Genomic DNA, 23,663 nt, shown 5'->3' with positions numbered 1-23,663 from the left:
ACTAATTCAAAGGGAGCAGTGGTTTATGAAGACAGTTCTAACTTATGGCACCTTTGATTTATTTCATGTTGGTCACGTGAATTTACTGCAACGGGCCAAAGCACTGGGGGACCAGCTGATTGTTGGTGTATCAACAGACGAGTTTAATTTCAGTGAGAAAAATAAAACGACAATAGTGCCGTTTGAGCATAGAGTGAAAGTGTTAGAGAGTTGTCGTCATGTTGATTTAGTTGTGCCAGAGCAAAGCTGGCAACAAAAGGTTGAAGATATTCAGAAATACCAGGTAGATGTTTTCGTTATGGGTGATGACTGGAACGGAAAATTTGACGACTTGAAAGCTTACTGTGACGTCATTTATTTACCTCGCACAAGGAGTATTTCATCAACAGCTATTAAGCAAGCGATGGCAGTACTGAGTCAACTTAATCAGGAGCTGAATTAATGCCGCAGATTACCGCCCTGATGACAACCTACAATAGCGCGTCTCATCTGCGAGCTACTATGGATAGCATTCTGGCTCAGACATATAGTGATTTTGAATTCCTCATCCTCGATGACGGCTCGACGGACAACACGGTTGATATTATTAAGCAATATAACGATGAACGGATCAGGTTAATTGAACACGAAGAAAATAAAGGTGTGGGCTACAGGCTTAATCAAGCATTAAGTTTGATAAACACTCGCTATATTGCCAAAGTCGATTCTGACGATATTTCTGTTCCTGAACGTTTTGAGCTTCAATTAGGTTATCTAGGTCAACATCCTGAATTAAGTATTGTTAAGAGTTATTTTGAATATTTCACCGAAGACAGCGAAGTTGCAGACAGTGAGCGGTTTCATGAGTTTCGTCGAGTACGAGAACGAGAACATAACAGCATCAATACACCTGAGCTGATTTCTACAACGTTAATGCGGTATAGCTGTGTTATTCATACCAGTTACTTTGCTTACAGTGACGTAGTAAAGACTCTTGGATATGAACCAGTGCGCGTTGGGGAAGATTACAGTTTATTTTTCCGTGCCGTTAAAGCAGGAATCAAAATTGGTTGCGTCCCTGAAAAGCTGGTGCAGATGAGGCTGAGCAATTCTTCAGTGACAACGAAACCCGATTCAGCTATGCATTTTGCAGACACTCTATGCCGGTTAAAAATATCTGAGCTTAATCAGCTGGCAAAGCTGCATGGTCAGTTATGGTTATATGGCACCGGAGCTTTAGCTAAAGCACTCTTGCAATGTTTACGTCAGCACAATATTGAATGTGCTGGCTTTATTGACAGAACTGCAGGCTCCATTGAACTGCCAGATGTAGGTTCTTTTGCTGTTCTAGCGTTGAATCAAAGTGTACCCAAAGGTGTGATTATAGCTGCCCAACCTGTCAGAAATGAGCTGAGTCAGTTTTTTATTGAGGCTGGATGGCGGGAATGGACTGATTTTATGGTGATTGCCTGATGAAAGTTTCTATTATTACTGCAACTTGGAACAGTGAAAAAACGCTACGGGCGTGCCTTGACAGTGTTGCCCAGCAGAGTACCGTTGCGAATATCGAGCATATTATTGTCGATGGGCGCTCCAGCGACTCTACACTGGCGATAGTTTCCAGCTATCCGCATATCAGCCAGGTTGTCTCTGCAAAAGACAGAGGAATTTATCATGCTTTTAACAGGGGCATCGGCTTGGCAACTGGTGATGTTGTTTATTTTCTGAATTCTGATGACTGTCTGTACGATGATAATACGGTCGCAAATGTAATATCTGAGTTTTCGCCCGCGTATCAATACTATTTAGGATCTGTTTTATTTCACGATTCTGCAACAGGTGCCAGTTATTTTACTGTGGCGAAAGGTTCCGATCAGATAGAAAGAAAACCTTGTCATCAAGGCTTTTTTTGCCGACGAGAGTTGTTTGCGCAGTTCGGCGGCTTTAATGAATGCTTTACTATTGGTGCTGATATGTACTTTATGAAAAAAGTAATGCAGCACACAACTGGGCTGGTTACAGACCGAGCCGTAGCGAAGTTCAGCTTACAGGGCATGAGTAGTAGTAATGATAATAAAGTCGCCATGATGCGACAGCATGCAATGATAGATGAGTTGTTATATGGTGATGACGCTTTGCAAGAGTTACCGGAGAAGCTGGCTCTACAGACACAAAATACTAACCATCTTAAACAATTGCTACTTAACATGTTGCAAAAGAAGTTAAATCTGAGCAATTTCAAAAATAAGAAAGTTGCTATTTTTGGTGCAAGAGAGTTGTCACAGGCTATGTGCTTGCTGCTACAGCAGCATATTAATGTAGTTTGTTTCGTTGTATCCAGTTCAGAGAATACTCCACAAGGGCTTACTTTGCCGGTCGTAGCTTTAAATGAGCTGAACAAGCAAGCTGTAGATATCGTAGTAAATTGTATTGAAGGAAAACACGAATCGGAAATATCAAGCAGAATTGAGGAAGCAACTGAAGCCGTAACGGTTGTTAGCTGGCGAGCATTTTGTCATCCCAATGCTGATATTATACTGAGTTCATAGATGAAAAATTCGTATTTTAGCTGTGGTACGTGGTGCGCCACGGCACATCAGATAAGAAGGGTTACCAGAAAAACGGAGGCCTATTTTTTTGATTGGCTTGTGACTCGTGGCGATTCTTACAGTTTTCTTCTAAAGGATGACAAACATTTTCTGCAACAGCGCAATTGGGAAATTATAGATGATGGAATACGTCTGCTGGATAAATATTCCGGTTTAGCATTCCAGCATGAGTTCAAATATAGCGAACATAAAATTGACGAAAAACTTGTTGCTGAACACTTGCCCGTTGCCCATGATAAATTCACGTACCTTAAACAAAAGCTGATAAAAGACCTTCAAGCTGCAACACGGCCTGTTGTCATCAGGGCTGATAGCAGCATAACTACCCAAAATCAGGCAGAGGATGAATTGCAAAGTCTGAAAACGATTTTCTCTAAGATAAATAAGAAGACTGCTTTTGTATTGGTATCTGCCAACCTGCAAGATGAGCTGGTTGCATCACAATATTTATTTATAAAAGTTGGAAACGCCCCAGTAGGTAACCGCGAGGCATGGAAGGGCGATAATCCTTCTTGGGACAGGGTGTTTCAGCTTGCTGAAGAAAACCTTAACTTCGATAGAGTGTACTGACACTTAAATGGTATTGTGTTTATGACTAATCAAAAAGTCGCTTTAATTACCGGTATTACTGGGCAGGACGGTTCCTATCTGGCAGAACTGTTATTAGAAAAAGGTTATGAGGTGCATGGTATCAAGCGCCGTTCTTCTTCATTTAACACGCAGCGCGTCGATCATATTTATCAGGACCCGCATACTGACAACCGTAACTTCCTTCTGCATTATGGCGATTTGACTGACAGCTCAAATCTTATCCGTTTGGTGCAGCAAATTCAGCCTGACGAAATTTATAATTTGGGTGCACAGAGCCATGTGGCGGTAAGTTTCGAATCACCAGAGTACACCGCAGATGTTGATGCGATGGGGACATTGAGGTTACTCGAAGCTATAAGGTTGTTGGGGCTGGAGAAGAAAACTCGTTTTTATCAGGCATCAACCTCTGAGCTATATGGCTTAGTGCAGGAAACACCTCAAAAGGAAAGTACGCCATTTTATCCGCGATCTCCCTATGCCGTCGCCAAACTGTATGCTTACTGGATTACGGTTAATTACCGGGAAGCTTATGGTATCTATGCCTGCAATGGCATCCTGTTTAATCATGAATCACCGCGTCGCGGCGAAACCTTTGTTACCCGTAAAATTACCCGCGGGCTGGCAAATATTGCACAAGGCCTGGAGCCTTGTCTGTATATGGGGAATATAGATTCATTGCGAGACTGGGGACATGCCCGCGATTATGTTTATATGCAGTGGCTGATGTTACAACAGGAAACACCTGAAGATTTTGTCATTGCCACTGGTCAGCAATACTCTGTCCGGCAGTTTATTAAATGGACAGCTGCCGAATTAGGCTTAGAACTTCGTTTTGAAGGTAAAGGGGTTGAAGAGGTTGCTATTGTTGCTGCCGTCAAAGGCGAAAATGCCCCGGCTGTTAACGTCGGCGATGTGATTGTGCGGATCGACCCGAAATACTTTCGACCCGCTGAAGTTGATACCTTGCTTGGAGATGCAACAAAAGCCAGGCAAAAGCTTGGTTGGCAACCACAAATTGACACCCGCACCTTATGTCGGGAAATGGCCCAGTATGATTTAGCGGAAGCCAAACGACTGGCATTTTTGAAACATAATGGCTTTAGCTGCCCGCTAAGTGGTGAAGGATAAACATATGGTCAGCAAAAAGGTGTTTGTTGCAGGCCATTTAGGGATGGTTGGTCGGGCACTATGCCGACAACTTCAGTTGCAGCCAAACATTGAGTTAGTAACCGCTACCCGTGCTGAATTGGATTTGACGGATCAACTGGCTGTTAAGACGTTTTTTCAGCAGCGTAAAGTTGATGAAATGTATCTTGCCGCTGCTAAAGTGGGGGGTATTTATGCCAATAATACCTTTCCGGCTGATTTCATTTATCAGAACTTGATCATCGAGTGCAACCTTATCCAGGCCGCACATCAGGCAGATGTGCAAAAGCTGCTCTTCTTAGGTTCTAGTTGCATTTATCCCAAATTGGCACCACAGCCTATACCTGAATCAGCATTACTAACCGGGCCGTTGGAGCCAACGAACGAACCTTATGCTATAGCCAAAATAGCAGGCATTAAACTGTGCGAAAGTTTTAACAGACAGTACGGCAGGGATTATCGCTGCGTAATGCCGACCAATCTGTACGGTCCTTATGACAATTTTCACCCACAGAACAGCCATGTTATTCCTGCATTGATAGGTAAATTCTATCGCGCAATAAAAAATAACGAACAAGAAGTTACGATTTGGGGAAGTGGTAATGCCCGGCGTGAATTTATGCATGTTGATGATTTGGCCAGCGCATGCCTGCATTTGATGGCGATTGTCCAAAACAAGTATTGGGCTGGGCTTGAGCCTATGTGCTCGCATATTAACATTGGCACCGGAACGGATTGCTCTATACGGGAGTTGGCAGAGTTATTGCTTGTATTAACTGGTTTTGAGGGGCAACTTTTTTTTGATTTTTCTCAGCCTGAGGGAACACCAGTTAAGAAGCTTGATGTGACCCGATTAAAAAATAAAGGCTTTGTTTCAAGCATTGAGTTGAAAGCCGGATTAGATATGACGTGGCAGTGGTATCAAAAAAACCTACATTTTCAACAATAATAATAGTGAAAACCTGAATAGGCGGACTGCATGTTAAGAGTGTTACCTTGGATTACCGATGGTGCTACAGAGTTTATTGATAACTTTATTGCTGAAAGAAAAACAGCAAAAGGCACAGTAAAGGTGTTTGAGTTTGGATGTGGCAACTCAACACTGTATTTTTTGTCCAGAGGTTGCATTGTTCGGAGTATCGAGCACGACGAAGCTTGGTCATCCAAAGTACAACAAACGGCCAAAACGTTTGACTATCATGACCGACTGAATTTGAGTTGCGAGCAACGCCCTTATCATCAGAGCTACAAAAATGACAGCTACGATATTGTGCTGATTGATGGTCGGGATCGAATGTTATGTATGTCGCATATACTACAGGTCGGACTGCCAGAAGACGCTATTTTGGTATTCGATAACAGTGAGCGCGCTGAGTATAAATATACAGATTTCATTAATGAAATGGATATTCAAGGACGAGACGCTATTCATTTCGAGCAGCCTCAGGTTGAACGTGGGAATCTGAGACTCACGTCAAAATCCTATGCCCGTGACCGGGTTGAGCACCGTTGGATCACATCAGTTTTTGCTCCCCGTGGTCTCTACACCACTCAGGGTAAAACGTTTATCAGACCCAAAGCTGTCAAACCCGTTTCGGAGTCTCATTACAAAGCCTTAAACGATTTAGATAAAAAGTTGGAAAAGTACGTTTTTCACAGAGATGGTTTCTTTATTGAAGCAGGAGCTAACGATGGCGTGAAGCAAAGCAACAGTCATTACTTTGCTAAGGCTTTGGGTTGGAAAGGTATTCTGGTTGAAGCTATTCCGGCATTATATAACGCTTGTGTGACGAACAGACCTGAGAGTGCTGTCTACAATTGCGCTTTGGTCCCTTCGGCTGATATCAGTGCAATTACAATGCATTTTGCTGATTTGATGAGTACGGTCGATGGTGCTTTAAAAGAACAACAAGACGAGCACATAGCTAGAGGCTTAAAAGTGCAAAATATAACTCAGACATACAGTATTGAGGTTCCTGCTAAAACCTTGACTGAGGTGATAAAAAGTTACAAAGCTTCAACGGCAGTTGCTGATCTGAAAATTGACTTCTTGTCTCTAGATGTTGAAGGTTATGAGCTGGAGGTTCTGAAAGGGCTGGATCTTCAGTTACATCGGCCAGCTTATATGCTGATTGAGTCGCGTAGTATTGATGAAATAGAGAATTACCTTAGCGCAAATGACTATCAGCAAATAGAGCGATTCTCGCACCACGACTATTTGTTTGCTGATAGCCGAATTGTATCAACATCATCCGAGATGTGAGTTATGCCCTGTCTGAACAATTCATATGCGCCTGTAGTGGTGTTTGCTTTTAATAGACCTGACCACCTGGCTCAGACTTTGGACGCCTTGGTCAAGTGTGAGCTTGCTGCACAATCTAATGTCATCATTATAATCGATGGCCCCAGAAATGAGGATGATCGATTTAAACAGGAGATTATGATCCGCGATCTCCATGAGGTTAGCGGCTTTTTGAATGTGGAAGTCAGAGCTCATGAATCCAATGTGGGCCTTGCGCAGAATATCAGCACAGGTATTACGGCTGTAATGGCCGAATATGGCCAGGCTATAGTTCTGGAAGATGATATTTTAGTCAGTCCTCATTTTTTGCGTTTTATGAATGACGCTTTAAACCTCTACCAAAACAAAAAAGAAGTCTGGCATATCTCAGGCTGGAACTTCCCCATACCAGATGCGAATTTACCTTCCTGCTTTTTGTGGCGCACAGCACTTGGCTGGGGTTGGGCAACTTGGGCAGACCGATGGCAGCATTACAAGCGGGAGCCTCAGGCTTTAATTCAACGCTGGGATCAAATCGATATTGAAGAGTTTAATTTGTATGGAGCTTATGACTTTTGGGATCAAGTTATAAAAAATGCATCAGGGCAATTACACACTTGGGCGGTGTTTTGGTACAGCACTATATTTGAACACGGTGGTTTATGTCTGAATCCAACAAAAGCGATGACGACAAATATAGGATTTGATGGCTCTGGGACACATAATGCCGGTGCCGAATTTACCTTAGCTTACGATCCACATTTTGATTACGCCAAAGACAGCTTACCAGCGGTCTTGTCCGAAAATCGTGAAGTGGTCAGTGCTATTATCCGGTACAATAAGCAAGTACTGCTTGATAAACAGACTGCTCAAAATCAAACAAACAAAAATCTAAAGAATCTGGTAAATATCGCTTTGTCTGAACACTATGACTTTTCTTATCTGACCGGTAAGTCTGTTGCTGTCTTTGGTTCTGCAAGTTTATCTGTCATTGTCAGTCAGTTATTGAAAGAACATGGTATTGCAGTGTGTGCATTCCTGGTTTCGAAATCTTCTCAATTAGCAGATATAGACGGGGTGCCCGTGATATCACCCACCCAATGGCCTCATTATAATCCACAGATCGTTATAAATTGTATTGAAGGACCTCATGAAGTTAGTGTTGCAAATAGTTTGACCGCAGCTTTGCCCGGCTGCAGGGTTATCAGCTGGCGCTCTTTGTAATAGCTTACTTGGCCTGTAATTTTTCGGAGACAGTGATGAACGACGAACGGGACAGAGTTTTGGAAAGTGATATCCAGAACCGACTTAAACATTTGAATCGCAAACTTGAGATTGAGGGAGCAATCAGCAAAGTGCTGTTGGGAAAATTGCTGGCGAAACTTAATCATGGCACGGTAACTTCATTACAGGACGCTGAATTTAGAGTATTTTCCCAGTTTGGTGATGATGGCATCATTCAGTATTTGGTCGACACACTGAAAATAGAAAACAAGCGATTTATAGAGTTTGGTGTCGAGAACTACAACGAATCTAACACCCGATTTCTACTGGAAAATAATAACTGGCAGGGCTTGGTTATAGATGGCTCAGAAAAGAATGTGCAATATATCAAAAACACTACCAACTATTGGCGTCATGATTTGTCCGCAGTGTGTGAATTTGTAACAGCAGAAAATATCAATGCCATAATAGAAAACTCTGGTTTTAATGGCGATATTGGGTTGCTACATATTGATATTGACGGTAACGATTATTGGCTCTGGAAAGCAATTACCGTTGTCAGACCGATCATTGTGATCGTGGAGTACAACAGTTTATTCGGAGCGAAACGTAGTATTACTGTGCCATATGAGCCAGACTTTGTGCGGTATAAAAAACATTACAGCGGCTTATATGCTGGCGCGTCACTAAGAGCACTTTGTCAGTTGGCTGATGAGAAAGGCTATCGGTTCGTCGGTTGTAACAGCGCAGGTAACAACGCTTATTTTGTGTTAGCTGAGCAAGCGGTTGCTTTAAAGGCCTTAACTTGTGAGCAGGGGTATGTGCTAGCAAAATTCAAAGAGCATCGTGACGAACAAGGGCAATTAACCTTCACTCGTGGAAGTGAGGCAATTGAAAGTCTTCGTGGCATGCCTGTGTTCAACACCCGAAATCATCAACTTGAGGATTTGTAGCGTGCAGTCGATGATACCTGTCTACCAGCCTGATTTATCGGGAAATGAGAAAAAATATGTTAATGAGTGTTTGGACACGTCCTGGATTTCTTCTAAGGGCCGCTTTGTTACGGAATTCGAACAGTGTTTTTCCCATTTTACTCAGAGTAAATATGCTATATCTGTCGCAAACGGTACCGTCGCACTGCATTTAGCTTTACTTGCGTTGGGAGTTGGGCCAGGTGATGAGGTCATAGTGCCTAGTTTCACCTACATTGCCTCTGTGAATGCGATACAGTATGTTGGCGCAACGCCGGTATTTGTTGATATTGAAGCGGGTAGCTGGCAGATAGATGTTGAGCTGTTGGCTCCTTTGTTGACGAAGAATACCCGGGCTATTATGGCGGTACATATGTACGGTCATCCCTGTGATATGGTGTTGTTACAACAGTTTGCCCGCCAAAATAAGTTGTTTCTAATCGAAGACTGTGCTGAAGCTTTTGGTGCTTATTTGGCAGGACAGCATGTCGGAACTTTTTCAGATATCGCAACCTATAGCTTCTTTGGCAATAAAACGGTGACGACCGGTGAAGGAGGAATGGTTGTTACCCAACAACCTGAGTTAGAAAAAAAAATCAGACACCTGAAAGGGCAGGGGTTAATGGCTGGCCGGGAATATTGGCATGATATTGTTGGTTATAACTATCGGATGACAAATATCTGTGCGGCAATTGGATTAGCTCAACTTGAGCGGGCCGAAATGTTTTTAAGTCGAAAAGCAGACTTGGCTCTGTACTATCAAAAACAACTGGCGGATTTACCCTTATCTTTTCAGCAGGTTAAACCAAATGTGACTCATAGCTGGTGGATGTTTTCTGTTCTGGCAGATACTCCTGAGCAAAGAGATGATTTACGACATCATCTAACGATTGAAGGGATTGAAACAAGACCATTATTTAATCCGGTTCACAAAATGCCCATGTATGCTGCTGGCGAGCTGGAACTTCCTGTTACGGACAATATCTCTTGCAGGGGAATGAACTTGCCTAGCTGGCCAGGGATGTCTGAATCTATGCTGATGCGGGTTATAGATGCTATCCGGAATTTCTATTTATGAAGATCATTCTGTGTGGTTATCATTGGGCTGGTTGCCACGCTTTGGAACTGTTGTTATTACAGAGTTCTGAGATCTTTGTGTACACCCACGAAGCGCCATTTCACGTTCCGTGTTTACGTGATTTGTGCAAACAACGTGGGATTAGTTATACAACCCAAACCATTGACGAGAAAAATCTCCCTTTTATTCCAGATATTATTGTCAGTGTTTATTATCGATTTATTATCAGCTCTAAAGTGTTGAATGCCTGTAAGCGAAAAGCAATTAATTTGCATCCATCCTTATTACCTGATTATCGGGGATGTAGTAGCTTGACGTGGGCCATTATAAATAATGAAAAACAAGTTGGTTTTAGCTACCACTATATCGATGATGGTATCGATACGGGCAATATCCTGTTGCAAAAAGCATTGCCAATTTATGATTGGGATACTCAGTGCTCATTATATTATCGGGTTATGTTTGAGGCTCTTGTTTTCTTACCTGACGTGATCCGACAGGTTCAAATCGGGGAGCTTGGAAGGGTACAGCCAGCAGGTGGACGCTATTATAGGCGAGGTTGTCCATATAATGGCGAGATCCAGACTGATTGGAGCCCTGAGCAAGTTCAGCGTTTTATTCGTGCAATGACTTATCCTCCTTATCCTCCGGCCCAATATAAAGGCCATTCTGTATTAACATATTCTGATTATTTATCAATCAAAGGCAAGGAGCAATTATGACAATGCGTGTGGCACTGTTGCCGGAGCATTTCGGATGGGGTGGAGGTGCAGACTTTCTTCGTCATATCATAAACGGCCTTGCCGCCGTTGCAGATAAGTATGAAATTGCAATTTATCTCGCTGTGAAGAAAGGTAGTTCAGATTCTGAATTATATGAACAATTTCTGGACTATACCTCTCATACTCAAGCTAGGGATATTCACACTTTGTCTTATACTTCTAGTCAAAGCGATTTGTCCCAAATACTGAAATTACACCAAATAACAATTGTTCTTCCTGTGAATTCAGATCTAGGAGAAAGTTTTCCGGTACCATGGGTTGGTTATATCCCAGATTTTCAGCATAAATACTTATTTCAGAATTTCTCTGAGCGTGAGTGTTTTGTCCGAGAAACTGCATTTTCTGCCAGGTTAAGGGATTGCAAAGCTTTACTGGTTAATTCTGAAGCGGTTAGACAAGACATTCTGAGTTTTTATCCCTGGGTAGCGCCAAATCGAATTTTTTCGCTGCCTTATTCGCCTCATCCGATACCTGCGTGGTTAGATATTTCTTCTGAGCGGTTACAGCAAAAGTACGGAACTGGGGATCGGTATTTCATGCTTTGTAATCAATTCTGGATCCATAAAGATCATCCGACCGCATTTAGAGCTTTTGCTGGTTTGGCCGATTCGGATGTTCAGCTTGTCTGTACTGGTACTTTGGCGGATTACCGTCGTCCAGAATATATTGAAGAATTGAATCAGCTATTAGACAGTTTAAAAATCCGTTCCAGAGTAAAAATGTTAGGACACATCCCGAAGCAAGACCAAATTGCGCTGTTAAAAGGATCTTTGGCATTGATTCAGCCAACTTTATTTGAAGGTGGGCCTGGTGGGGGCGCTGTGTATGATGCAGTTTCACTTGGAGTTCCCGTTATATTGTCCGATATTAGGGTAAATCAAGAGGTTGTGGCTGATCATCTTGATTTCTTCCCGGCAGGAGATGCAAAGGAATTAGGATTGGCGTTGTCCAAAAGATTAAAGCCCACAATCAGGTTAACTGCTAATGAGCTCCTTTCGAGAGGCGCCAGAAACCAAGCATGTTTAGGAGAGCAACTATATCGGATAATACAGCAAACTCTCGAGTTTTATCAAAGACAGACGCTTCACGATTAGCGTCTGACATATCTGACTATTGCAGGAATTGCCAGTTTGCTACTCACGTTCATTTTTACAACTAGATAATGCAGTTTCTGGTGTTGCAAAGCAGGTCGTTCAGCCAGTTGCTTTACCAGTTCAACTTGCAATTCGGCTTGATTATTCACTAGGCTTCCTGTAATAAAATCCTGATCATCAACCAAAGTTTCACCACGTAGTTCCCGATATTTCTCGATATCGTACTGATAGTAAATAATGGGTTTATTGGAAAGCAGAAAGTCGTAGGCAATCGAAGAGTAGTCGGTGATCAATGCTTTAGCATCTGCCAGCCATGGATAGACATTCTTTCCGCTGGGGTACAGGTAAATATGGGGTAGCCCAGGTAATTGCTGCAGCTGATCGAGATTATCCAGACGCATAGCGTCGGCGAATTTGCGTGAAATAAAGGGGTGAAACTTCAGCACAAAGCTGACCCTTTGTGTTTTGCACCAGGTATTTAGTTCTGCTAAATCAAGTGGGTAATCATTGTCTCCCCAATCACGATAGGTTGGGGCATAAACTATGATGTCACCGGTATCTTGCTGCACTTCTCGCAGCAGCGACAACGGCTCTGCATTGATCCAATCTCTTTGCTCAGCGGGCTGTAGCAAGGCGTCATTGCGTGGGTAGCCCAATGCCAGATACTGTTTGGCACGGAAAATCTTAGGGAATATGTGTTTGTTAAACCATTCAGAGCTGGAAATAAAAGCTTCATCGCAGACATGCGGATAGTGGATATTACCGCTTAACGCTTTATAAGGCAGACCATGCCATAACTGGGTTACCGGAATAGCCTGACGCAGCAGGCTAAAGGTTTTGCCTGTGTATTCATGGTCGACAATCAGTTTTTTGGCTGTTAAACACCGCCAAAAGCCAGCCCCAGATAAACCCTCCAGCACATGGCTATCGTTTTGCAGCTCTGTTATTTGCTGACGTAGTTTTCGCCCTAATAACCATGCTTCTTGCGGATATTGTCTACGATGTTCCCGGTAGGCAAGCAGTACGTTGCTGTCGAAGAAATCCTCAGCGTAATACAGGTAGCCTGCCCGGGGAGTACAGCGACGTAACGTATTAAATACCAGAGTTATAGCTGTTGTAGCAGCTTGTTTGAAACGATAGGAAAGTGGTAGCCGGTACGTTTTGATATTGGCGCTGCTATCTGCCACCCACAGTTGGCTTTTATTAAAGCCTCTTAGCAATAAACCAGCAGCAACTGCATGTAAAAAACTGCCAGCAGCAATCACAACTATGGCGCCAGGCAGCGCCTGAGCTGAGTTGTTAATAATATTCTGTCCTTGTTTCAGATTGTCTGCCAGACTGGCAATGTTGTAGCCCTGTTGCCGCAAAAGATCTGCCAGTGCTTTTCCCGCCGGGTTCGCTGGTGCTATATAGATTGGCGTAAGTTTATCGACAGTCATCGTAGATCAAGCCGTACTTCCAGCATCAACAGTAATTGTTGTGCCTGTTACCGCTGCTGCCTGCTCACTAAGTAAATACAGTACTGTTGCAGCCGCATCATCCGGCGTTGCCAGGCGGCCAAGTGGGCTGCGCCGTTTTATACTCTCCAGTTTGTTACCTTGTAAACTGTTGGTCATTTCTGTTTGCATATAGCCTGGTGCCACGCAGTTTACCGTGATACCGGCTTTGCCAACTTCCCGTGACAGCGATTTTGTAAAGCCTTCCAGTGCCGCCTTGCTGGCGGCATACACGCTTAAACCATTAAAGCCGGTGCGGGCAATAATGGATGAAATATTAATAATACGGCCACTCTGGTTTAGCAGCATTGGCCTTAGCAGATATTTAGTCAGCAAAATGGGGGCCTGGACATTCAGGTTCAGCAGGGCATTAATCTCGCTGTTATGCATGGTCGCCAGTACACCGTCGTAACCGACGGCGGCGTTGTTGATCAGCGCATAGGGCCTGCCGTGCTGTTTAATCATCTCGCTGCAAAGTGGCTGAATATTATCAAGATCAGATAAATCCACGCTGACAAACGTCAGGCCACTGCCATATTGCTCAGTCAAAGCGTTCAGGTCTGAGCTTAGCGTGCGGGCCAGTGCCAGCACTGTATAACCCTGCTGCAGCAGTTGTCTGCAAATAGCGAGGCCAAGGCCGCGGCTGGCACCGGTAACAATGACTAGTTTATTCATGATGCTCCTTGTGCGTCCGGGCGCCGGCTTAGTTTACCGGTTTCGTTGGTAACTAAACTGCTGACAAAATTCAGTTTCACCGGTATTTGGTAGCGCTGCAAATGTTGCACACAGTGCTGTAACAGCGCAGCTTGCAGCGTTGTGGTGTCAGTGCTGTCGGTAACAATGTCTGCTATAACCAGTTGCCCCAGCACGCTGCTGGCCTTAGCGTACACTTTAGCCTGTTGCACGCCGGGGTATTGCAACAATACTTGTTCAACCTGTTCGGGATGAACCTTGTTACCGCCTACATTTATTACACCGCTGGCGCGACCTAAAAAATGCACTCTGTCGTCTTGTATCATGACGACATCTTCAGTATTTAAAAAGCCTTCACTATCCAATCTTGAGGCCAGGCTACTGTCCGGTTCCCAGGGCGGCTTTAACCATAAATGCTGCTGTGCATCCAGTTTAAAACTTAAGCCATTTTGACTGGTTTCCAGCCAGCTAGCCGGAAAGCCAGCTTGTTTATCCGCGACGGCAAAACCAACCCCAGCTTCGGTAGAGGCGTAGATATGCAGCAGTTTTGCCTGCGGAAACATGGCGCTTAGTGTGTCCAACAACGGTTGATCGGCAATCTCTCCGCCCAGCGTTAATTGTTCAAGCGACAGGGTATTAAGCTGTCCGGTCATAAGTAGCTGGCGCCATAAAGATGGCGTTGCTGATACTGCATTAACGTTATAGCGCTGCATCTGACTAATACGGTAGTTCATGTCGCCATTGCTGCAGTCGCAGATAGCGGCACCGGATAGCAGGCTTTGCAGTAAGACCTGCATGCCGGCAAACCGCACCGGCTGATAACACAAAGCCCAGCGCAGCGTACTACTGTATGCGGTTGCTTTCACTTTACGGCTTAAATTACCCGCCTGATGGCCAATCCATTTCGGCGTGCCGGTGGTGCCTGATGTCGCAAGATACCAGAGACTCGGTTCAGTATGATTTTGTGGTGATAGCGCGGGCAGTGTTTGCGCTAATGGCCAGCGGATTGCAGCAGACGGCACATCGGCCAGATTATCGGGCATAAGGTATAGCGCCCGGCACCAGCCATCGAACGCCAACAGCGCTGTGATAAAGCTGTCAAGATCAGAGAAGGTTAGTGCAACCGCATGCTGTTGCAACTGCGGGTACTGTTGCCTTAGCTGCAGAGCATTGTTTATCAGCTGTTTGTAGCTGACAGGCGTTAGCGCCAGGATAGCAGGCCCCTGATAATCAGCGTGTTGCAACCTCTGCAGCAGAGTCATATGCGGGTCAGCCGGTTAACTGGCTTGAACCAGTGCCTGGCGATATATGCTGACAAACTCGCCAAAGGTGCTGGGATAGACCGCAATCTGCATTTGGCTGAAAGGATCTATGCCTAAGTCTTCCTCCAGCTGCGCTACCAGCATGGCGAAACCCAGTGAGTCCAGCCCGCTTTGCAGCAGTACAGTGTCATCTGTAATGTTGTCTGTCAGCTGACAGTTGGCAATGATGGCCACTTGTGCCAGGGTTTGTCGGATACGTTGTTCCAGTTCCACGTTATAAACCTGCTACTGATTAAATTGAATAAAGGCCGCAGCGGCACCAATTTGTTTGGGTAAACGTTTTAATACTTCATCCCGGTTTGCACGCCAGTCGGCCAAAGGGTAGTGAAATACCTTAACCTGATAGACTTCGTCGCCTCTTTGCTTACCGGGCAAATCGGGTTGCGGATGATAGCCAAATAACTGGTGCATTTTCAGTACGCTGTGGTTAAAAGATAATACTTCTGCATACAACGTATGCTGATCGCTTTGCATAGCGGCATAATCAAGAGCCGCTATTTCCAGTAATAAGCCAGAACCCGGCCAGACATTATGCTCGCCAAGGTAGCACCCCCATTCCAGCACACCACTGCTGTGCTGATGAAAGTTAAGTACACCAACAGGCCGGTTATTTTGATAGAACACAAAGAAACGCCGGCTCAAATCAAACTGTAATTGCTCAAACCAGCCTAAATGTTCCGCCCAGCTTATCGGCGCATCATTGTGCATATTACGCCGGATGTCGTCCTGGTTGCGCCATCGCCAAACCTGCTCAAGTTCTGCTTCACTGAGCGGCCGGAACACCGTTGTCGGATACTGCTTTGCTGGTGTCATACGCTTACAACAGCTCCCAGCTCATAGGTGTGCCTTTGCTGGCGGCTTTTTTGATAGGCTTACCCAACAACATCGCTAAATATTTGGTTTCAAGCCCAAGCCCCGGGCGTACAGAGCGTAAGTTAGCCGAAGTGAAAATATCTCCCGGCTGCATATCGGCTGCTATATACAATGAGCGCCGATACTTGCGCGATGCCTGCTCTTTTGCGGTGCCGCCATAGGTTACTTTGCCAAGCGCAACTGCTGCGCGTTTACACTCTTGCACCAAAGCAGAAAATTCTTCCGGTTGCAACGAAAACTCGGCATCTACGCCGCCTTCACTTCTATCCAGCACAAAATGTTTTTCAATTACACTGGCGCCCAGCACTACGCTTGCCACGGCTACACCGATACCTGCGGTGTGATCTGATAACCCGACCTGACAATCAAATAACTGGGCCAGGTGGGGGATGGTCGCCAGATTGGCATCAACCGGATCGGCAGGGTAGTGACTGGTACATTTCAGTAAAATCAGCTGCTGACAGCCATTTTTTTTGAGCACCTCTACCGATTCAGCTAGTTCGGTTTGTGTTGCCATGCCGGTTGACATAATTACCGGCTTACCGGTTCTGGCAACGGCAGCCAGCAAGGCATGATCGCTGTTTTCAAAAGAGGCAATTTTATAGCAGGGCACATTCAGCTGTTCGAGAAACTCAACAGCCGCTAGGTCAAACGGTGTGCTAAACGCCAGCATGCCAAGCGCATTTGCCCGTTCAAAGATAGCCTGATGCCAATCCCACGGCGTCATGGCCAGCTGGTACAACTCATACAGTGATTTGCCCTGCCATAAGTTGCCCGGGTCCTGAATCACAAAGTCACCACTGCGAATATCCAGCGTCATGCTGTCGGCAGTGTAAGTTTGAATTTTTATCGCATCAGCGCCGCAGGCGGCTGCTGCGTCTACCATGGCCAGTGCTTTATCCAGCGACTGATCATGGTTACCTGACAGTTCGGCAATGATAAATGGCGCTTCACCCGGTCCTATGGCACGTTGGCCCAGCTTAATTGTTGCCATTTAATCCTCGTACTAATGCAAAAATCTGCTCTGCTACTAACGGCGTGCCAGCGTCCGCCGGCACAATGCCGGCAGCGCTCTGGCTGATTTTATCTAACAGTGCCGGTTGGGACAGGTAATAGCATAGTTGCTCTGCAAAGCGTTCTGCTGACATTTCAGCAGCCTGACCCAACCAGACACAGGCGCCAAGGTGGTCAAGATAAGCCGTTGTCGCCTGCTGATTTTCGGCAACGGTTACAACCAAACCCGGCAGGGCACAAATACACCTTTCCCAATGGCTGGCACCACCCGCACCAAGCATGAGCCGTGCACGGTACATCAGGGTTGCCATATAGTTGCATTGCACATGCAAACGGACATTGGGCAGGCTCGCTACCAGCTCTTCTACTTCAGCGCGCCACGGATTATTTGCCCCTATTACTATATCGGCTGTAATTGCTGTCAGCTTTAATTGTTGTAGCGCTTTAATTGCCATTGCGGTTAAGTTTTGCTCATCGCTACCACCAAAGCCAATCAGAATATGGTTAGGGTGAGCAGGCCGTTTTACCTGATAAAACTCGTCTCTTAGCAGTGCAAAACGCGGCCCAGTTAAAGTAATACAGTGCTTTGGTATCAGCTTGTTGTAGCGCTGCCCGGCGTCCGGCAGCAAATTTTGATCGAGCAGTAAATCACAATCGTGTTGCCGGTTGGCCAGGTCGTCTATCACCATAATGTGCTGGCAGTATTGTCGCAACTTGCTGCAGTAATGTTGGCCCAGCTTGTAGTGATCAACAATAAGCAGCTGATAGGGTTCAATTAACCGGGCTAATGTAAGCTCGGCATCCTGCTGTTCATCAGGTAAGTCATTGCTCAGAATATAAAGCGGGTAACCCTGAGCGCGGATTGCATCATGTAAGTTGCCGGTTGTGTCTGCGCAGACAAAAGAGCAGCTTGCACCACGCTCTGTCAGCGCTGCAGCAAGGGTCAGGCAACGCATAACATGACCTGCTCCAATACTGACAGAAGCGTCAGTGCGAAACAGTACTTTCATGTCAGGGCGCATCCCGGTTTAACAGTTGATACAACAGTTCGGCGCGCTGCCAATCGTCTGCTGTATCAATATCCTGTACCAGATAGTCGGGTAGCACCTGCATTTTGCTGTAATTGCCAAATACCGGCAGTTGCTTCAGCCAGGCCTCTGTTTTACCGAAGTAAAACTGGCCGGCATCGTGAAATGTCGGGGTAAGATCCTGCGACCTTTTGCCGATACTTGCCGGGTCCAGTGGAGCTACACCCAGCTCGGTCGTAATCAGCGCCCGCTGGATCGGAAATGAGAAGCGGGCGGCGGAAAACACGTAATTCAGTTCCGGCTGTGCCTGTAGTTGCTGCCAGGCTTGTTGCAGTAAAGTCGGGCTGAGAAGCGGCGTAGTGGCATAAATGCAGCAGCAATAATCAGCCGTTATTCCCTGTTGCTGCAGTTGTTGCAGCTCATAGCGGATAACGGCACCGGTACCGGTATAATCATCTGCCAGCTCTGCCGGGCGCAGCATGGGTACGTCGGCACCGTATTCCCGTGCGACTGCTGCGATTTCTTTATCATCAGTAGACACCAACACCCGGTCAAAACAGCCGCTTTGCAGCGCCGTTAAGATTGGATAAGCCAGCATCGGCTTGCCGCTAAACAGCTTTATATTTTTGCGCGGTATACGCTTGCTGCCACCGCGGGCCGGAATAATGGCCACTCTCATTGCAGCAGCTCTGCCAGTTTATCGGCGATATATTGCTGTTGTTCGCCGGTTAATTCCGGAAACATCGGCAGGCTGATGATGCGCTCATAAAAATCTTCTGCTACCGGAAAATCGCCCCAGTCAAAACCCAGTTGCTGATAGTAAGGCTGGGTATGGATTGGAATATAATGCACGTTTACACCTATGCCGGCGTCGCGCATGCAGTCGAATACGGCTTTACGTTTAGTTTTGTCGTCCAGCCGGATAATAAACAAATGCCAGGCGCTGATATTGTCATCATCCAGCGCAGGTAAGCTTAATGGCAATTGTGCCAGCAGACGGTGATAATTCGCTGCCAGCAACTGGCGTTTTTGAATTATCGGCAGCAAGCGTCTGCTTTGGCTTAGCCCTAAAGCGGCCTGCAGATCGGTCATGCGGTAGTTAAATCCCAATTGCAGCTGCTGATAATACCAATTACCGTGGGTTGGCTCCGTCATCAGGCTTTCATCACGGCTGATGCCGTGGCTTCTGAGCAAGCGCATTTTATCAGCCAGCTCTGGATTATTGGTCAGTGCCATACCACCTTCGGCTGTGGTAATGATTTTTACCGGATGAAAGCTGAACACGGTGATATCGCTGTAGCGGCAACAACCCACAGCATCATCAAGATAACTGGCACCGACGGCATGCGACGCATCTTCAATGACCGCAAAGCCAAACTCGTTGGCCAGGTAATGAATTTGCTGCATATCACAGCTGGCGCCGGCCAGATGCACAGGAATAACGACCTGCGGCAGCGTATCATTGCTACGCGCCTGCTCCAGCTTCAGCCGTAGCTTATCAATTGCCATATTGCCGCTGTCGGGTTCTACGTCAACAAAATCGACATCAGCACCGCAGTAGCGGGCACAGTTGGCCGAGGCGACAAAGCTGATCGGCGATGTCCAGACCCGGCTACCCCTGCCAACGCCGAGCGCCAGACAGGCCAGATGTAAAGCTGATGTGGCGCTGTTAACGGCTATGGCATGCTGTGCGGTTGTCAGTTCGCTCAATCGTTTTTCAAAGGCCGGTACCGCTGGCCCCTGGGTTAAAAAGTCACTTTGCAGTACCTCTGTTACTGCATCTATATCAGCCTGGGTAATGTGCTGGCGGCCGTATGGGATCACGACATAGCTTCCTGATTAAACTGGCGCATTTGTTCGACAGTAAGAAAATCCGGGTTGGTATCTGACACATACTCAAACCCAGGGGCTACCAGCTTGCCTTGCTCTTGCAGGGCGTTACTGGAGAAATCATTGCTACGGTTAAAAAACTTAATGGCCGGTGCGATAACAAAATGATCAGCAAATTCATAGGTATGGTATGACATATCTCCCGGACACATCATTTCATGCAGTTTTTCACCCGGGCGAATACCGACTTCTTTTATCGGCAAATTCGGCGCCATCGCTTCGGCCAGATCGACAATACGGATAGAGGGGATTTTCGGCACAAAAATCTCACCGCCAAGCATGCGCTCAAAGTTCTTCAATACAAAATCGACACCTTGTTGCAGGCTAATCCAGAAACGGGTCATCTCGGGATGTGTTACCGGAATATGATCGCTGCCTTTATCTACCAACTGTTGAAAAAACGGCACCACTGAACCACGTGATCCGACTACATTGCCGTAGCGCACCACAGAAAAGCGCGGCTTGCTACCACCAACCATGTTATTGGCGGCAATAAACAGCTTATCGGAAGCCAGTTTAGTGGCCCCATACAGGTTTACCGGGTTTGCCGCTTTGTCAGTAGATAACGCAATCACTTTTTCAACGTTGGTTTCAATAGCGGCGGTAATGACATTTTCGGCGCCATTGATATTGGTTCTGATGCACTCTGTCGGGTTATATTCTGCCGCCGGCACCTGCTTTAACGCTGCCGCATGGATAACATAATCTACACCGTGCATAGCGCGTATCAGACGATGTTCATCACGTACATCGCCGATAAAATAGCGCATGCAACTTTGATGAAACTTTTGCTGCATTTCATACTGCTTCAGCTCATCGCGGGAGTAGATAATAATTTTTTTCGGTTTGTAGCGCGCTAACAGAGTTTCCGTGTACTTATGGCCAAACGAGCCGGTACCGCCGGTAATCAGAATGGTTTTGCCGTTAAACATAAGCTGCCCTCAGGAACCACATAATGTTGCCAATTGCTGTCTGAGCCGACTTTAGCATAAAGTATGCCGCCGCTTCTAACATATTCAACTTAAACAGTTTTGCCGCCGATGTGCTATTAAAATTTATGGCATCGTTTAATTAATAGCGCTTTAGTGTCGCTTTGACTAAACTATAACCAGTTTTAACGACGAAGTGGTGTCATGATGAAACTTAATGCTCCCGGTAGTAGCAACACCCTGAATCAGGCGCAGTTGCAGCAGGAAAACCTGTTTAAAAAGTTGGCAACAGCAAAACGTATTAACAGTGCAGCGGATGATGCTGCGGGGTTACAAATTGCCAACCAGCTTAGCAGCAGTATTAATGCCAAAGCCCAGGGAGAGCGTAATGTATACGACGGTATTTCGTTGTCCCGCGTCTATGAGCAAGCGTTGCAAGGCGTAAATGACAACTTTGCTGAGCTTAGCCGCTTGTCTGTCGCCGCCGGTAATGGCATTTATGGCGCGGAAGAACGGCAGGCACTGCAGGCGGAAGCCGATGCGTATGTAGCCAACGCACAGCAGATCATCGACAGCTCAGAATTTGCTGGCAAGAAGCTGTTCGGTGAAGACGCCAGTGTAGCTTTTGGCACCGGGTCTGGAAGCGTTAACCTGACAACCACAGATGTTGCAGCAGGTTTACAGGACCGTAATGCCTTTAATATCGATTTATCCAGCGCGCAAAGTGCTGCGCAGTCGCTGGACAATATTGCTCAGGCAAGAGATTACATCGGCGGCTTGCAAGCTCAGGCTGGGGCTGAAGCAAACCGGTTTGCCAGTGCCGCCAGTAATTTAAATGGTCAGCAGATCGCTGAGTCAGAGGCACGCAGCCGGATTGAAGATCTGGATTTTGCCCGTGCCACCAGTGATAAAGTGGCAGCAGATATTCTGGCCAATACCTCCGTAAGCGTTGCGCTGCAATCCAGAGTGCAACAGCAACAAGCATTGAATCTACTGAGTTAACTATATCTGACGCTATTTTTTTGACGCCCGCGTCAAAAAAATAGCGTCTTCTCTTGCAAGCTGACGCCTGCACAGTACAATGCAGTTAAAAGCATAATAAAAGCAACAGCATGTCAAATACGCCTTCACTGTATATTGTTGATGAACAAAGCCAGCGTAGCGGCCGTTTAAGCACGGTGCTGGGCTTTATTCATGAACCACATCAACAGCTGACATTACAGGAACTCCAGCAACGTTTAAGTGCGGATGAACCGGCGGTGGTATTGCTTGGCGCTTTAGATAGCCAGTTGCATGCGACATTGCTGCAAAAATACCCGGCTACTGCGTTTTTGTTATTAGGTGAAACCCTGCAGCCGCTTTTGGAACACGCCAATGCCGTTGGGTTGTTAACTGAACCTTTCGCTTATGCTTCGCTGACACAGTTGCTACGTGATTGCCAACAGTACCACCGTTTACTACCTGTGCAGCGCCAGACTGAAGCTGCGGTAAAGTTTGATGGTATGGTTGGCAATTCAGATGCAATGCAGCAGGTACGCTTTCTTATTCAGCAGGTTGCCAAAACAGATGCTAATGTACTGGTGCTTGGGCCTTCAGGCACAGGTAAAGAAGTGGCTGCCCGCAATATTCATTTGTTATCTAACCGCTCAGGCGGGCCTTTTGTGCCGATTAACTGTGGTGCTATTCCGGCTGAGCTGTTGGAAAGTGAGCTGTTTGGCCATGAAAAGGGCGCTTTTACCGGTGCAATCTCAACCCGCAAAGGCCGGTTTGAGCTGGCCCAGGGCGGCACGCTGTTTTTAGATGAAATTGGCGATATGCCGCTGAACATGCAGGTTAAACTGCTGCGGGTGCTGCAGGAGCGCACTTATGAGCGTGTTGGTGGTACCCAGCCAATTAAAGCCGACGTCAGAATTGTTGCTGCAACGCACCGTGATCTGGAACAGATGATTACTGAAGGCAGTTTCCGCGAAGATTTATACTACCGGTTGAATGTGTTTCCAATTGAAACACCGGCCCTTAGCCAACGTACAGACGATTTACCCCTGTTGGTGAGTGAGTTATTAAAGCGCCAGGCTAAGCACAGCCAGGCAATCGTGAAATTTACTGAGCATGCAATGCAAAGCCTGCAGTTACACAGCTGGCCCGGAAATGTGCGTGAACTGGCAAACCTGTTAGAACGGATGGTCATTATGTACCCGGATCAGGTGGTTGATGTGGCTGAGTTGCCACACAAGTACCGTCATCTGGACATTGAAAGCTACGTACCGCAGTATCCGGAGAGCTTGCAGGAACGTGATCTGCTAAATGAGATGTTCCAGTCAACCGACGATGATGATGCAGACGATGACAGCGGTTTTGCATCAGATGCCGATACGCTGCAGCAGTTGCCGGAGCAGGGACTGGATTTAAAAGAATACCTTGCCGAGCTTGAAATCCGCTTTATTTCCCAGGCGCTGGAGCGGCATGAGTTTGTTGTTGCCAGGGCGGCAGAAGTGCTAGGGCTGCGCAGGACCACTCTGGTTGAAAAAATGCGTAAGTATAATCTCGGTAAAGACGAGTAACTGCTACTGTCAGAGTTTTGACAAAATTAACCATCTGAAATAAATCAAGAAAATGCTGGCATAATGTCTGCATTACTCTCCTGAACGATGTGTTTCAGGGGG

General features: G+C 46.2%; 24 protein-coding genes. 14 read left to right on the top strand and 10 right to left on the bottom strand.

Annotation, left to right across the window (positions count from 1 at the left end; translation table 11 throughout):
* The first annotated feature begins 25 nt into the window (after positions 1 to 25).
* Genes tagD through LHL18_RS04065 form a run of 12 tightly spaced genes read left to right on the top strand, consistent with a single transcriptional unit; the run spans position 26 to position 11,755 of the window.
* Positions 26 to 442, top strand: coding sequence for a glycerol-3-phosphate cytidylyltransferase (gene tagD, locus LHL18_RS04120; RefSeq protein ID WP_226765880.1), 417 nt, complete (start codon positions 26 to 28; stop codon positions 440 to 442).
* Positions 442 to 1,452: a glycosyltransferase family 2 protein gene (locus LHL18_RS04115; protein WP_226765879.1), complete on the top strand. Its 1,011-nt coding sequence runs from the start codon at positions 442 to 444 to the stop codon at positions 1,450 to 1,452. Before tagD ends, LHL18_RS04115 begins: the two co-directional genes overlap by 1 nt.
* Positions 1,452 to 2,528: a glycosyltransferase gene (locus LHL18_RS04110; protein WP_226765878.1), complete on the top strand. Its 1,077-nt coding sequence runs from the start codon at positions 1,452 to 1,454 to the stop codon at positions 2,526 to 2,528. The genes LHL18_RS04115 and LHL18_RS04110 overlap by 1 nt, the downstream gene beginning before the upstream one ends.
* Positions 2,529 to 3,158, top strand: a complete 630-nt coding sequence (locus tag LHL18_RS04105) for a DUF1796 family putative cysteine peptidase (protein WP_226765877.1) — start codon at positions 2,529 to 2,531, stop codon at positions 3,156 to 3,158.
* 21 nt (positions 3,159 to 3,179) lie between these two features.
* Complete coding sequence (gene gmd / locus LHL18_RS04100; protein ID WP_226765876.1) at positions 3,180 to 4,307, top strand: GDP-mannose 4,6-dehydratase; 1,128 nt, start codon at positions 3,180 to 3,182, stop codon at positions 4,305 to 4,307.
* 4 nt (positions 4,308 to 4,311) lie between these two features.
* Positions 4,312 to 5,274: a GDP-L-fucose synthase family protein gene (locus LHL18_RS04095; RefSeq protein WP_226765875.1), complete on the top strand. Its 963-nt coding sequence runs from the start codon at positions 4,312 to 4,314 to the stop codon at positions 5,272 to 5,274.
* 30 nt (positions 5,275 to 5,304) lie between these two features.
* Positions 5,305 to 6,588, top strand: a complete 1,284-nt coding sequence (locus LHL18_RS04090) for an FkbM family methyltransferase (protein WP_226765874.1) — start codon at positions 5,305 to 5,307, stop codon at positions 6,586 to 6,588.
* 3 nt (positions 6,589 to 6,591) lie between these two features.
* Positions 6,592 to 7,830: a glycosyltransferase gene (locus LHL18_RS04085; protein ID WP_226765873.1), complete on the top strand. Its 1,239-nt coding sequence runs from the start codon at positions 6,592 to 6,594 to the stop codon at positions 7,828 to 7,830.
* A 35-nt stretch (positions 7,831 to 7,865) separates the two neighbouring features.
* Positions 7,866 to 8,783, top strand: coding sequence for a hypothetical protein (locus tag LHL18_RS04080; RefSeq protein ID WP_226765872.1), 918 nt, complete (start codon positions 7,866 to 7,868; stop codon positions 8,781 to 8,783).
* A 10-nt stretch (positions 8,784 to 8,793) separates the two neighbouring features.
* Positions 8,794 to 9,879: a DegT/DnrJ/EryC1/StrS family aminotransferase gene (locus LHL18_RS04075; RefSeq protein ID WP_226766004.1), complete on the top strand. Its 1,086-nt coding sequence runs from the start codon at positions 8,794 to 8,796 to the stop codon at positions 9,877 to 9,879.
* Positions 9,876 to 10,601: a formyltransferase family protein gene (locus LHL18_RS04070; RefSeq protein ID WP_226765871.1), complete on the top strand. Its 726-nt coding sequence runs from the start codon at positions 9,876 to 9,878 to the stop codon at positions 10,599 to 10,601. Before LHL18_RS04075 ends, LHL18_RS04070 begins: the two co-directional genes overlap by 4 nt.
* Positions 10,598 to 11,755, top strand: coding sequence for a glycosyltransferase (locus LHL18_RS04065; RefSeq protein ID WP_226765870.1), 1,158 nt, complete (start codon positions 10,598 to 10,600; stop codon positions 11,753 to 11,755). Before LHL18_RS04070 ends, LHL18_RS04065 begins: the two co-directional genes overlap by 4 nt.
* Here LHL18_RS04065 and LHL18_RS04060 read toward each other — a convergent pair.
* From LHL18_RS04060 to pseB, 10 genes are read right to left on the bottom strand one after another with little or no spacing between them, the layout of a single operon-like run.
* Positions 11,752 to 13,194, bottom strand: coding sequence for a CDP-glycerol glycerophosphotransferase family protein (locus LHL18_RS04060; RefSeq protein ID WP_226765869.1), 1,443 nt, complete (start codon positions 13,192 to 13,194; stop codon positions 11,752 to 11,754). The two genes, LHL18_RS04065 and LHL18_RS04060, sit on opposite strands and share 4 nt — an antisense overlap.
* Positions 13,195 to 13,200: 6 nt before the next feature.
* Positions 13,201 to 13,926, bottom strand: coding sequence for an SDR family NAD(P)-dependent oxidoreductase (locus tag LHL18_RS04055; RefSeq protein WP_226765868.1), 726 nt, complete (start codon positions 13,924 to 13,926; stop codon positions 13,201 to 13,203).
* Positions 13,923 to 15,206 (bottom strand): AMP-binding protein, encoded by a 1,284-nt coding sequence (locus LHL18_RS04050; protein WP_226765867.1) that lies wholly within the window; start codon positions 15,204 to 15,206, stop codon positions 13,923 to 13,925. The genes LHL18_RS04055 and LHL18_RS04050 overlap by 4 nt, the downstream gene beginning before the upstream one ends.
* A 15-nt stretch (positions 15,207 to 15,221) precedes the next feature.
* On the bottom strand, positions 15,222 to 15,479 hold the full coding sequence (locus tag LHL18_RS04045; protein WP_226765866.1) for an acyl carrier protein: 258 nt from the start codon (positions 15,477 to 15,479) through the stop codon (positions 15,222 to 15,224).
* 12 nt (positions 15,480 to 15,491) lie between these two features.
* Entirely contained in the window at positions 15,492 to 16,079 is a 588-nt protein-coding gene (gene pseH, locus LHL18_RS04040) for a UDP-4-amino-4,6-dideoxy-N-acetyl-beta-L-altrosamine N-acetyltransferase (protein ID WP_226765865.1), read from the bottom strand.
* A 4-nt stretch (positions 16,080 to 16,083) separates the two neighbouring features.
* A complete protein-coding gene (gene pseI / locus LHL18_RS04035; protein ID WP_226765864.1) occupies positions 16,084 to 17,133 on the bottom strand; it encodes a pseudaminic acid synthase in 1,050 nt (349 codons plus the stop codon).
* Positions 17,120 to 18,163, bottom strand: coding sequence for a UDP-2,4-diacetamido-2,4,6-trideoxy-beta-L-altropyranose hydrolase (gene pseG / locus LHL18_RS04030; RefSeq protein WP_226765863.1), 1,044 nt, complete (start codon positions 18,161 to 18,163; stop codon positions 17,120 to 17,122). Before pseG ends, pseI begins: the two co-directional genes overlap by 14 nt.
* A gap of 1 nt (position 18,164) precedes the next feature.
* Positions 18,165 to 18,860, bottom strand: coding sequence for a pseudaminic acid cytidylyltransferase (pseF, locus tag LHL18_RS04025; protein WP_134053768.1), 696 nt, complete (start codon positions 18,858 to 18,860; stop codon positions 18,165 to 18,167).
* Positions 18,857 to 20,005, bottom strand: a complete 1,149-nt coding sequence (gene pseC, locus LHL18_RS04020) for a UDP-4-amino-4,6-dideoxy-N-acetyl-beta-L-altrosamine transaminase (protein ID WP_226765862.1) — start codon at positions 20,003 to 20,005, stop codon at positions 18,857 to 18,859. The genes pseF and pseC overlap by 4 nt, the downstream gene beginning before the upstream one ends.
* Entirely contained in the window at positions 20,002 to 21,003 is a 1,002-nt protein-coding gene (gene pseB, locus LHL18_RS04015; RefSeq protein ID WP_226765861.1) for a UDP-N-acetylglucosamine 4,6-dehydratase (inverting), read from the bottom strand. The genes pseC and pseB overlap by 4 nt, the downstream gene beginning before the upstream one ends.
* A 201-nt stretch (positions 21,004 to 21,204) precedes the next feature.
* On the opposite strand from pseB, the gene LHL18_RS04010 reads away from it, so the two are divergent.
* Both LHL18_RS04010 and LHL18_RS04005 read left to right on the top strand, forming a co-directional pair.
* Complete coding sequence (locus tag LHL18_RS04010; RefSeq protein ID WP_226765860.1) at positions 21,205 to 22,002, top strand: flagellin; 798 nt, start codon at positions 21,205 to 21,207, stop codon at positions 22,000 to 22,002.
* Positions 22,003 to 22,112: 110 nt separating this feature from the next.
* Complete coding sequence (locus LHL18_RS04005) at positions 22,113 to 23,561, top strand: sigma-54 dependent transcriptional regulator (RefSeq protein WP_134053774.1); 1,449 nt, start codon at positions 22,113 to 22,115, stop codon at positions 23,559 to 23,561.
* Positions 23,562 to 23,663 lie beyond the last annotated feature (102 nt).

Source organism: Rheinheimera aquimaris, from assembly GCF_020531985.1.
In the GTDB taxonomy this organism is placed as follows: Bacteria; Pseudomonadota; Gammaproteobacteria; order Enterobacterales; family Alteromonadaceae; genus Alishewanella; species Alishewanella aquimaris.
This window is presented reverse-complemented; position numbering and strand designations above follow the sequence as displayed.

Bases quoted from the DNA above. Each gene is read 5' to 3' on its own strand.
- LHL18_RS04115 (WP_226765879.1), top strand. From the start codon at position 442: ATGCCGCAGATTACCGCCCTGATGACAACCTACAATAGCGCGTCTCAT.
- pseG (WP_226765863.1), bottom strand. From the start codon at position 18,163: ATGAAAGTACTGTTTCGCACTGACGCTTCTGTCAGTATTGGAGCAGGT.
- LHL18_RS04050 (WP_226765867.1), bottom strand. From the start codon at position 15,206: ATGACTCTGCTGCAGAGGTTGCAACACGCTGATTATCAGGGGCCTGCT.
- tagD (WP_226765880.1), top strand. From the start codon at position 26: ATGAAGACAGTTCTAACTTATGGCACCTTTGATTTATTTCATGTTGGT.
- LHL18_RS04065 (WP_226765870.1), top strand. From the start codon at position 10,598: ATGACAATGCGTGTGGCACTGTTGCCGGAGCATTTCGGATGGGGTGGA.
- LHL18_RS04055 (WP_226765868.1), bottom strand. From the start codon at position 13,926: ATGAATAAACTAGTCATTGTTACCGGTGCCAGCCGCGGCCTTGGCCTC.
- LHL18_RS04085 (WP_226765873.1), top strand. From the start codon at position 6,592: ATGCCCTGTCTGAACAATTCATATGCGCCTGTAGTGGTGTTTGCTTTT.
- LHL18_RS04110 (WP_226765878.1), top strand. From the start codon at position 1,452: ATGAAAGTTTCTATTATTACTGCAACTTGGAACAGTGAAAAAACGCTA.
- LHL18_RS04095 (WP_226765875.1), top strand. From the start codon at position 4,312: ATGGTCAGCAAAAAGGTGTTTGTTGCAGGCCATTTAGGGATGGTTGGT.
- LHL18_RS04080 (WP_226765872.1), top strand. From the start codon at position 7,866: ATGAACGACGAACGGGACAGAGTTTTGGAAAGTGATATCCAGAACCGA.
- LHL18_RS04075 (WP_226766004.1), top strand. From the start codon at position 8,794: ATGATACCTGTCTACCAGCCTGATTTATCGGGAAATGAGAAAAAATAT.
- LHL18_RS04070 (WP_226765871.1), top strand. From the start codon at position 9,876: ATGAAGATCATTCTGTGTGGTTATCATTGGGCTGGTTGCCACGCTTTG.
- LHL18_RS04005 (WP_134053774.1), top strand. From the start codon at position 22,113: ATGTCAAATACGCCTTCACTGTATATTGTTGATGAACAAAGCCAGCGT.
- pseB (WP_226765861.1), bottom strand. From the start codon at position 21,003: ATGTTTAACGGCAAAACCATTCTGATTACCGGCGGTACCGGCTCGTTT.
- pseH (WP_226765865.1), bottom strand. From the start codon at position 16,079: ATGACACCAGCAAAGCAGTATCCGACAACGGTGTTCCGGCCGCTCAGT.
- pseI (WP_226765864.1), bottom strand. From the start codon at position 17,133: ATGGCAACAATTAAGCTGGGCCAACGTGCCATAGGACCGGGTGAAGCG.
- LHL18_RS04105 (WP_226765877.1), top strand. From the start codon at position 2,529: ATGAAAAATTCGTATTTTAGCTGTGGTACGTGGTGCGCCACGGCACAT.
- LHL18_RS04010 (WP_226765860.1), top strand. From the start codon at position 21,205: ATGATGAAACTTAATGCTCCCGGTAGTAGCAACACCCTGAATCAGGCG.
- pseF (WP_134053768.1), bottom strand. From the start codon at position 18,860: ATGAGAGTGGCCATTATTCCGGCCCGCGGTGGCAGCAAGCGTATACCG.
- LHL18_RS04090 (WP_226765874.1), top strand. From the start codon at position 5,305: ATGTTAAGAGTGTTACCTTGGATTACCGATGGTGCTACAGAGTTTATT.
- gmd (WP_226765876.1), top strand. From the start codon at position 3,180: ATGACTAATCAAAAAGTCGCTTTAATTACCGGTATTACTGGGCAGGAC.
- LHL18_RS04060 (WP_226765869.1), bottom strand. From the start codon at position 13,194: ATGACTGTCGATAAACTTACGCCAATCTATATAGCACCAGCGAACCCG.